The sequence below is a fragment of the Paenibacillus sp. MDMC362 genome (assembly GCF_003269305.1).
GTDB lineage: Bacteria > Bacillota > Bacilli > Paenibacillales > Paenibacillaceae > Paenibacillus_AQ.
In genome coordinates this window covers 21,603-31,294 of sequence record NZ_QLYT01000012.1, presented here as the reverse complement: position 1 = coordinate 31,294, position 9,692 = coordinate 21,603, and the positions used below count along the sequence as shown (strand labels likewise).

At 51.0% G+C, this 9,692-nt stretch carries 11 protein-coding genes; all 11 read right to left on the bottom strand.

Features of this window, described 5'->3' with window-relative positions; genetic code table 11:
* Positions 1–276: 276 nt before the first annotated feature.
* Entirely contained in the window at positions 277–813 is a 537-nt protein-coding gene (locus DP091_RS05605; RefSeq protein WP_113057429.1) for a hypothetical protein, read from the bottom strand.
* A gap of 155 nt (positions 814–968) precedes the next feature.
* Positions 969–2,480 carry a lysine--tRNA ligase gene (gene lysS / locus DP091_RS05600; protein ID WP_113057428.1) on the bottom strand — a complete coding sequence of 504 codons (1,512 nt, stop codon included), beginning with the start codon at positions 2,478–2,480 and terminating at the stop codon, positions 969–971.
* A gap of 219 nt (positions 2,481–2,699) precedes the next feature.
* Positions 2,700–3,176, bottom strand: coding sequence for a transcription elongation factor GreA (gene greA / locus DP091_RS05595; RefSeq protein ID WP_009591919.1), 477 nt, complete (start codon positions 3,174–3,176; stop codon positions 2,700–2,702).
* Positions 3,177–3,385: 209 nt separating this feature from the next.
* The gene (gene dusB, locus DP091_RS05590) at positions 3,386–4,417 is read right to left on the bottom strand and encodes a tRNA dihydrouridine synthase DusB (RefSeq protein WP_113057427.1); all 1,032 of its coding nucleotides are present in this window, start codon (positions 4,415–4,417) and stop codon (positions 3,386–3,388) included.
* Between the two features lie 152 nt (positions 4,418–4,569).
* The gene (locus DP091_RS05585; protein WP_113057426.1) at positions 4,570–4,776 is read right to left on the bottom strand and encodes a helix-turn-helix domain-containing protein; all 207 of its coding nucleotides are present in this window, start codon (positions 4,774–4,776) and stop codon (positions 4,570–4,572) included.
* A complete protein-coding gene (gene folK / locus DP091_RS05580) occupies positions 4,728–5,276 on the bottom strand; it encodes a 2-amino-4-hydroxy-6-hydroxymethyldihydropteridine diphosphokinase (RefSeq protein WP_113057425.1) in 549 nt (182 codons plus the stop codon). Before folK ends, DP091_RS05585 begins: the two co-directional genes overlap by 49 nt.
* A 7-nt stretch (positions 5,277–5,283) precedes the next feature.
* On the bottom strand, positions 5,284–5,646 hold the full coding sequence (gene folB / locus DP091_RS05575) for a dihydroneopterin aldolase (protein WP_006207454.1): 363 nt from the start codon (positions 5,644–5,646) through the stop codon (positions 5,284–5,286).
* A gap of 39 nt (positions 5,647–5,685) precedes the next feature.
* Positions 5,686–6,546 (bottom strand): dihydropteroate synthase, encoded by an 861-nt coding sequence (folP, locus tag DP091_RS05570; RefSeq protein ID WP_113057424.1) that lies wholly within the window; start codon positions 6,544–6,546, stop codon positions 5,686–5,688.
* A complete protein-coding gene (locus DP091_RS05565; RefSeq protein WP_113057423.1) occupies positions 6,543–7,430 on the bottom strand; it encodes an aminotransferase class IV in 888 nt (295 codons plus the stop codon). Before DP091_RS05565 ends, folP begins: the two co-directional genes overlap by 4 nt.
* Positions 7,427–8,008: an aminodeoxychorismate/anthranilate synthase component II gene (gene pabA / locus DP091_RS05560; protein WP_113057422.1), complete on the bottom strand. Its 582-nt coding sequence runs from the start codon at positions 8,006–8,008 to the stop codon at positions 7,427–7,429. Before pabA ends, DP091_RS05565 begins: the two co-directional genes overlap by 4 nt.
* Before the next feature lies 1 nt (position 8,009).
* Positions 8,010–9,674 carry an anthranilate synthase component I family protein gene (locus DP091_RS05555; protein ID WP_113057421.1) on the bottom strand — a complete coding sequence of 555 codons (1,665 nt, stop codon included), beginning with the start codon at positions 9,672–9,674 and terminating at the stop codon, positions 8,010–8,012.
* Positions 9,675–9,692 lie beyond the last annotated feature (18 nt).

Genomic DNA, 9,692 nt, shown 5'->3' with positions numbered 1-9,692 from the left:
TCAAAGATCAACTTCTTCGTTACCGGCGAATCTCGTTCGCACCAGCAACTCTTATATCTTATCACATCCGCTCGATCATTGCAAGCTTTTTTTGAATTTAATTTTTCAAATTCATTTTGGCTTGTTGTCCCAAGCGTTTGTTTCGACCATATTTCTTGGCCGGAAATATAATATACCACGGCATTGGCCGATATGCAACCCTTTTGAGTAAATTAATATTAAGGTAAAATATTACATTCTTTTACTTATTATATACCAGAGATTCATTATCTCAACTTACCCCGCCTGCTTCTTAGGCCAGAAGGTATAACTGAAGCTATATATGAAGTCAATTCCCAAGATCACCGCCCATTGCAACGCCATAGCCTTTAACTGCTCTGTTCGCGCTGGCTCCGCAACCACAAGAATCATAACGCCAAGCAGTATAACTCCTATCACCCACGCCAACATATGGCGATACCAACCCTGACGCTCACGCTTCGCGCGAGCCGATCCATATTTCGGGGCAGGCTCCGGTTTCTTACCACCTGCAAACCGATAGGCAAACCGGGCGTCCGCCCATTGGATCATCCGATGTCCAAAAGCAATTGTCACCCCGATATATACAGCCGCCAGGCCATGCATAAATCCGGCTTCCGCCCCGCCACGCAGATCTATAATGGTTACGGCTATCAATAATAAGTCGATGACCGGCGTACACAGCAGCAGTGCTCCGCCCGTTCTTTTCATTCCAAGCAGATATCTTACGCATAACCCGGCGAGAACAAATACCCAGAATAAAATTTCACACCCAAGAATTAAAGCCCCAATCATTCCGCCACCCCCATTTTAATACAATTGTACTAAATAAATTTAACATATCTTCCTTCTCTGAACAAGTGACCATCGAGAAGTCCAAACAAAAAGGCAGCCGACTATAGAAATCTATAGTCAACTGCCTCTTCCACCATCGATGAATGGAACAAATTCTATTCCTTATTACGCATATGCGGGAACAGCAAGACATCACGAATGGACGGGGAATTCGTAAGAAGCATAATCAAACGATCGATCCCGATACCTAGTCCGCCTGTTGGCGGCATACCATACTCCAGTGCACGCAAGAAATCCTCATCCATCTCGTGCGCTTCGTCATTGCCCTGTTCTTTTTCCTTCATCTGCGCTTCAAAACGCTGACGCTGGTCGATCGGGTCATTGAGCTCCGAGAAGGCGTTCGCGTGTTCACGCGCCACGATAAACAGCTCAAAGCGATCCGTGAACCGCGGATCCACGTCATTCTTCTTCGCAAGCGGCGAGATCTCAACCGGGTGACCGGTTACGAACGTCGGCTGAATCAGCGTCTCTTCAACGAACTGCTCAAAGAACGCATTCAAGATGTGGCCGAATGTCATATGCGGCTCTACCGGAACTTTATGTTCTTTTGCAAGGCGGTGCGCTTCCTCGTTGGACATTTCCACACCGAAGTCTACACCTACAACTTCTTTTACCGCATCCACCATGGATACACGACGCCATTGTGGCGTCAGGTCAACTTCGTGCCCTTGATAGGAAATCACTTGTGTACCCAGCACTTCTTGGGCAATATGTGCGATCATATTCTCGGTCAATGCCATAATATCTTTATAGTCCGCATAGGCTTCATAGAGCTCAATCATCGTGAACTCCGGATTATGACGGGTAGAGATCCCTTCATTCCGGTACACGCGGCCAATCTCGTACACTTTCTCTAGGCCGCCCACGATCAGACGCTTCAGGTGAAGCTCAATCGCGATTCTCATATACAGCTCCATATCCAGCGCATTATGATGCGTAATGAACGGGCGTGCCGCTGCACCACCAGCGATCGAATGCAAAGTCGGCGTCTCCACTTCAAGATAGCCTTGTGAATCCAGGTAACGGCGCATCGATTGGATAATACGGGAACGGGCAATGAAGGTTTTTTGCACTTCTGGGTTGATGATCAGGTCGACATAACGCTGACGGTAACGGAGCTCCACATCCTTCAAACCATGGAATTTCTCAGGGAGCGGATACAACGACTTCGAAAGAACCTCCAGCTCCTTTACCTTAATGGTGGTTTCACCGGTCTTGGTCTTGAACAAGACCCCTTTCACCCCGATGATGTCACCGAGATCAAGGATGCTGAATGCTTCATATTGCGCTTCTACAATCGAATCTTGGCGAACATAGATCTGAATTCGGCCGCTCAAATCCTGAATATGAGCAAAAGAAGCCTTGCCCATGCCGCGCTTAGCCATAATCCGGCCGGCCAGGTTCACTTCCACCTGCTTCTCTTCCAGTTCTTCCTTGGAGAGCTCGTCATACTGCTTCAGAATATCACCTGCGTGATGTTCTCTTTCATATTTTCCGCCAAACGGATCGATGCCCAGCTTCCGAAGCTCGTCCAATTTATTGCGGCGGATTTGCAAAAGCTCACTTAACTCCTGTTCTTGTTCCTGATTATTCATTTCTTCCGTCATCGTCATTCATCTCCTTCATTTCACTTCCATCGTAATCCCCAACAGCACAAACCGCCACCCATTACAACATCCGGACAGCCCTTGAACACTTGTACACATTCGGCTAGGACTTAACGGTAGGGCAGCCATTTAAGACCTGACACTAACCCATTAAGTCCTCAACACAGCTTGCCTATTTAAAAAAGCCCCCCGAAGGAAGCTTTCTATACACATTCCGACTTACTTCTTAATGTCTACAATTTTATATTGAATAACGCCCGCAGGGACGTTGACATCCACAACCGAACCTTTTTGCTTGCCAATAATCGCTTTGCCTACAGGACTCTCGTTAGAGATCTTGTTGTTAAGCGGATCGGATTCAGCCGTACCGACAATGGTATATTCCATTGTGTCGCCGAATTCCAAATCCTCCACGATCACCGTGTTGCCCACGCCGACTACATCGGTATTGATATCATCGTTGTTGATGATGCGCGCATTGCGGAGCATTTTCTCCAGCGTTATAATCCGGCCTTCGATAAAGGCTTGCTCGTTCTTAGCGTCTTCATATTCGGAGTTTTCACTAATATCACCATAACCGATGGCAACTTTAATCCGCTCAGCCACTTCACGGCGTTTTACAGACTTCAGATTCTCAAGTTCGTCCTCCAGTTTCTTCAGACCGTCCTGGGTAAGAATGACTTCTTTATCGCTCATTAACCGATTCTCCTGTCATGTAAATAATTTAAACCACGGTATCAACATACTATATGCGAATTCTTGGGGATCAGAACTCCCCTCTGATGCCTGCTCAATTTCTTGAATTATACTGAAAGATTATATGGGAACCATTTCAAAAAGTCAATGCGCGCAAAGGCTGTCACGAATGTCGCATACACGCACCCGTTAACAGCCTGCACCCCTAATTATCCCATCGCCGCAACGGCTTGAGGATATACACTTTTTGTCGATTCTTCTTGGTCCTCCAGATTGTTCACAAAGTTGTTCAGAAGGTTCACCATTTCGTCGCGCTTCGTTTCTTCCATAATAATATCTTTAATGCGGGCGGAGCCTTTCAGACCTTTCAGATACCACGCAAGATGCTTACGCATTTCCCGTACCGCAACCGCTTCGCCGCGCAGAGCAATCAGACGGTCCATATGCAGAATGGCAATCCGTATTTTCTCCTGAGGAGCCGGATCCGGCAGCAGCTCGCCTGTCTTCAGATATTCAACGGTACGATACAGCATCCATGGGTTCCCGAGCGCTCCGCGGCCGATCATAACGCCATCGCAGCCTGTCGTATCCAGCATCCGGCGAGCATCCTCCGGTGTCACCACATCGCCGTTACCGATAACCGGAATGGAGACGGCTTCTTTCACTTGGCGAATGATGTCCCAATCCGCGTGTCCGGTGTAGAGCTGCTCGCGCGTACGTCCGTGAACGCTGACCGCCTGACCGCCCGCGCGTTCGACAGCCAGTGCATTTTCGACAGCATAGATGTGATCGCTATCCCAGCCTGTACGCATCTTCACCGTGACCGGTTTGTTCACGGCATCGACAACCGCCGCCACCATCTCATAGATTTTGTTCGAATCCAAGAGCCAGCGCGCACCCGCATCCATCTTCGTCACCTTCGGCGCAGGGCAGCCCATATTAATGTCGATAATATCGGCATTGGTTTGCTGATCGACGACTTTGGCCGCTTCCACCAGGGATGTCCGGTCACCGCCAAAAATCTGCAGGCTCAGCGGCTTCTCTCGCTCGTCAACGAACAACATCTCCTGGGTGCGCTTGTTCCCGTGAACAATGGCCTTGCCGCTGACCATTTCGGCGCAAACCAATCCGGTGCCGAATTCCTTAGCAATCAATCGGAACGCCGGGTTGCATACGCCAGCCATTGGCGCCAGAACCACTTGATTTTTCATCTCTATGTTTCCGATTTTCAGCTTATCCATTTTATGTGTCACCCCTTTGTGTTCAGATATTTATTGTCGAAAGATCCCGGTTATCGTGCAAAGGATCCCTTAGTTTCAAACCAAACCATCATACTCGTTCATCGCGTTATCGTCCAGTCCGCAAAAATTACATGTTCTAGTAGATCGCAGATCTAGCTCCGTTCCTTAAGCTCCTGCAATGAAATCTCCAGCACTTCCGCAATTTGAGCCAGCATTTGCTCCTCGGCACGGCGGTTCCCCCGCTCAATCGCACCAAGGACGGCTAGTGAAATACCAGTTCGCTCGGCGAGCTCTTGCTGGGTCAAACCCTTCAATTTTCGGAAAGCGCGGATACGCTGCGCCAGCTGCTTGTTTTCCAAAGCTGTATTCCTTCCTTTCCTTCCAGGTTCTCAAGTGCTGTCTTCACCACAGGGTACAGACCCGAAGGTTCGAACTCATGTACGATATCGGCCAGCGGTCTGAGCACAAAAGCCCGCTCCTGCATACGGGGATGCGGCAGGACAAGGTCCGGCGTATCCAGACGGCGCCCTTCCATCCATAACAGGTCCAAGTCGACCGTCCGCGGCCCCCAATGAATATGACGGACCCGGCCGAGCTGCTTTTCAATTCGCTGCATTTCTTCAAGCAGTTCATGAGGACTCAGCGATGTCGACACGGCTGCTGCCATATTGAGAAACATCGGTTGGTCCACGTATCCGACCGGCTCGGTCTCATACAAGTTGGATACGCGCTCTACCGTAATGCCGGGTACTTCATCCAACCGTTCCAAAGCCTCCATCAGGTTATCCTCGCGGTCACCCAAATTGGCCCCTAAAGCAATATAAGCCTCTGAACACTCAGAGGTGGCGTGTGAATTCATGATTGTCTCACTTCCTGGTCCGGTGCAGCTCAATGGTCACACCTTCAAAATGAATGTCAAAAGGCGGGTGCGGCTTCGTCAATCGGACCGTTAAAGCATCGATAATAGTATAAGTGTCCAATACCTTAGATGCAATATGCTCCGCTAAAGCTTCAATCAGGCGGAACGACTCCGTCCGCATAATATCCAGCAAAAGATCATGAATCTCGGCATAATTTACCGTGAGCGTCAGATCGTCCGTCTTGGCGGCTTTGCTCAGATCCATCTCCAGCTCCAGATCCACATAGAATCGTTGTCCCAGCTTACGCTCTTCCTCAAACACACCATGGTAGCCGTAGTATTCCATGCGGCTCAGTATCATTTTATCCATCTCGTACTCCGTCCTTCCATCCTTTGTCCCAAGGAAAAATTATATGCGTCTAAGCTCCGTCGAAGCGTAGGTCATGGCATCACACATCTTCGCTGTCCGTTTCATATGCAGCACGTCATGCACACGAACGATCTGGCAGCCTTGGGCAATCCCGTAAGCCACCGTGGCAGCCGTTCCTTCCAGCACATCCTGTGCCGGAGCGCCAAGCGCGGTCTGGATAAACCTTTTGCGGGAGGTAGCCAGCAGCACCGGAAACCCAAGCCCCACGAGCTGATCGAGGGATGCCATCACTTTCATGTTCTCATCATAGTCCTTGGCAAACCCGATACCCGGATCGAGCAAAATATGATGATCCTGCACGCCTGCAGCCCGCGCAATCTCGACACTTTCCAGCAAATCACGCTTTACGTCCTCGATAAGATTGGTGTAATTTCGATCGCGGCGATTATGCATCAGGATCACGGGGCATCCGAGCTCTGCCGCTGTCTTGGGCATATCTGCGTCATCTTTAAAGCCCCAAATATCATTAATGATATGAGCGCCCGCTCCAATAGCCTGGCGCGCAACTTCCGCTTTATACGTGTCAATCGACAATGGAATATGCGGCGCATGCCGGTGAATGGCTTCTATAACCGGGATTACACGGGCAAGCTCCTCTGCGGCTCCAACCGGCTCGTGGCCCGGACGCGTCGATTCTCCGCCGATATCGATGATGTCGGCTCCCTCTTCCACCAGCTGAAGGGCGTGCTCAACCGCCCGCTCCGTATCGTTATATCGACCTCCGTCCGAGAACGAATCCGGGGTCACATTCAATATACCCATAATGAGCGTGGATTGACCGAGCTTTAACACAGCATCCTTGCTCAGACGATATTCACGTTCGTAAATCGTTGTTTTCATGCCTTTTGCCCTGCTTTCCTTCTATATGCGCTCAGTAATGTACGGGTAATCGGACCGGCCAATCCTTGTCCAATAACTAGAGGCTCGCCTTCAGCTCCAATCAACGTCGTGACCGGAACAATCTCCTGCACAGAGCCTGTCGTAAATATTTCATCCGCTCCGGTAAAGAACTCCCAGCTGTAACGGCCTTCTTCGGCTTCAATACCAAGATCGGCAGCCAATTCCAGCACCACAGCCCGGGTGATCCCCGGTAAAATGCCAGTGTTCACGTCAGGCGTATATAATCGACCCGCTTTGACAAAAAAGACATTGCTGACAATGCCCTCTGCCACTTCCCCGGCCGCCGTTAACATCAGCCCCTCTATTGAACCATCGGAGTGGCCGGGATATCCGGCCAACTCCCGCTTTGCGAGTATATTGTTCATATAATGCAGAGATTTCAACCGAACCGATGATTCCGGTGTGTTACGAGGAAGGGACAGCCTCCGCAGGGCTCTGCCTTGCTCATAGAGCATTTCGTTTGCGGCCGGCAGCTCTTTGGCGAATAAAATCTCGTAAGGCTTCAAATAATCGCCAGCAGGCAAACCGAGCAATCCCTCTCCTGCCGTTACGGTATACCGGATATAAGCATCCTGAAGATCATTGGCCTTCATCAGTTCCGATATCCAGCGGCTCATCCTCTCCGCATCCGCCCTGTGAGCGATGCCGAGCTCCCGGCAGCTGTCCATGAGTCGGTTCAAGTGCCTTTCTATTAAAAAAGGCTTCCCTCCATAAGTGCGGAAGGTCTCGAATAACCCCATTCCGTACAGAAGGCCGTGATCCATTACTGGAACGACAGCCTCGGCGGCTTCAACGATGCCGCCGTTCATGCCAATATATTTCATGCTTTGGCGCCGGCCGTACGCTTCAGGAAATTGCGCAGCATCTGATGGCCATGGTCCGTAATGATGGACTCCGGATGAAACTGCACCCCTTCTACGGGGTAGTGTTTATGCCGCAGCCCCATGATTTCGCCCTCTTCGGTCCAGGCGGTAATCTCCAGCTCATCCGGCAAGGTCTCCTTCTCAACGATCAGCGAGTGATAGCGCGTTGCGGTGAACGGAACTGGCAAGCCTTCGAAGACCGAGCCACCCGTATGCTGGATCTCGGATGTTTTCCCATGCATGAGGCGCTCCGCTCGAATCACGTTGCCACCAAAGGCTTGTCCGATCGCCTGATGGCCGAGGCACACGCCGAAGATCGGAATGACACCCTTGAAATGCGAAATCACATCCAGACTGACGCCGGCTTCATTCGGCGTGCACGGTCCCGGCGATATCAGGATATGGTCCGGAGCCAACGCCTCGATGCCGGCGATGTCGATCTCATCATTCCGGTAAACCTTCACTTCCTCGCCGAGCTCACCCAAATATTGAACCAGGTTATACGTAAACGAATCATAATTGTCGATGACAAGTATCATGTTATTTCCCCCCTATATTCGCAGCCACTGTTGCTGCTTCCTCTTCACTGCATATCAGTGCGGCAATCAAAGCCTTTGCTTTGTTATGACACTCCCTGTATTCCCGGTACGGATCGGAGTCAATAACAATCCCTGCACCCGTCTGAATGTAACCAACCCCATCTTTTACGGCGAGGGTCCGAATAATAATGTTGAGTTCCATATCACCATTATAATCGATCCAGCCCATGGAGCCGGTATAGGGCCCTCGCGTCACAGGCTCCAGCTCCTCGATGATCTCCATGGTCCGGATTTTGGGTGCGCCTGTAATGGTGCCGCCGGGGAAGGCTGCCGCAATGACATCATACGCATCGTTGCCCTCTGCAATCCGCCCTTCCACTTGCGACACCAGATGCATTACGTGCGAGTACCTCTCAACGGTCATCAGCTCCGGAACATGCACGGTCCCGTATGCAGCAATACGGCCAATGTCATTACGCTCCAAATCGACCAGCATAATATGCTCCGCCCGTTCTTTCTCGCTGCCAAGCAGCTCCGCTTCCATTGCCGCGTCCTCTTCCGAATTGCTTCCCCGGCGCCGCGTTCCCGCGATCGGGCGTGCAGACACGACATCGCCATCCAGCTTCACCAACAATTCCGGCGAGCCACTGGCCAAGCTGAAGCCCGGTGAAGAGATATACCCCATATATGGCGACGGATTCAGGATACGCAGCCACTCATAAATATCAGCAGGGTCCGCATGCAGATGTAAATGCCGGCGCAGAGACAAATTGACCTGAAATACGTCACCCTGCCGAATATATTCTTGAATCGAGAGCACCGCCCGTTCGAACGCTTCCTGCGTAAAATCAATCTCCAGCCGATCCCAGATTTCGACATTCGGCCCGGAAAGCTCTCGCGCTTTGTTCCATCGTTCCTGCCGCACACGCTGATCCTCGGAACCCGAGTCGTTCCCTGAGCCTGTTCCGAACATTTGATTCCATTGGGACAGCATCGATTCAGCCTTGATGACAGCCCGATCATATAACTCCTGCAATAACTTCTCATGATCGGTTGAAAGCACCGAATCACTGGATTCATCACCAGAATCACCGGGCGCTTTCTTATCTTTCGAAGCTTCCCCGGTCCCGATTGCCCATGGCAGAGGGACATGCACCGAACAATAGATGCTGTCGTCTGTATGATCATAGATCCAAATCTCTTCCATGCGCATCCACATATAATCCAGGAACCCCGGCTCATCCTTGGCCATCGCGGGCAATTTCTCAATCGATCGAATTACATCATAACTCAGGAATCCGGCGCAGCCTCCGCGGAAGTCCGGCCACCCCGGTACACGGGGAGCCTTCCATTCGTTCATCCACTGCTCTAACAGGTGCAGCGGCTCTCCCGTTACCTGCGTTCGCAGACCGTCAGACAGCTCGATGATTTCACCATAGCTTCCCTTTCCTTTCAGAATCGACACCGGCTGCAATCCAAGATACGTATGGCGTCCGCCCTTACCGCTCTCCAGCACAAAGGCATATGGTGATGCAGCGTTCCATGCATGTCTCCATGACAGGGGTAACCCTCTTGTTGCTCCTTTATATTGAACCAGATAGGGAACGACGGACCAGCCCTCTTCAGCCCATGCCTGCCACTGGGCCAGTTCCACTCTTCTCTTCATGCCGATCCTCCCTTAGTC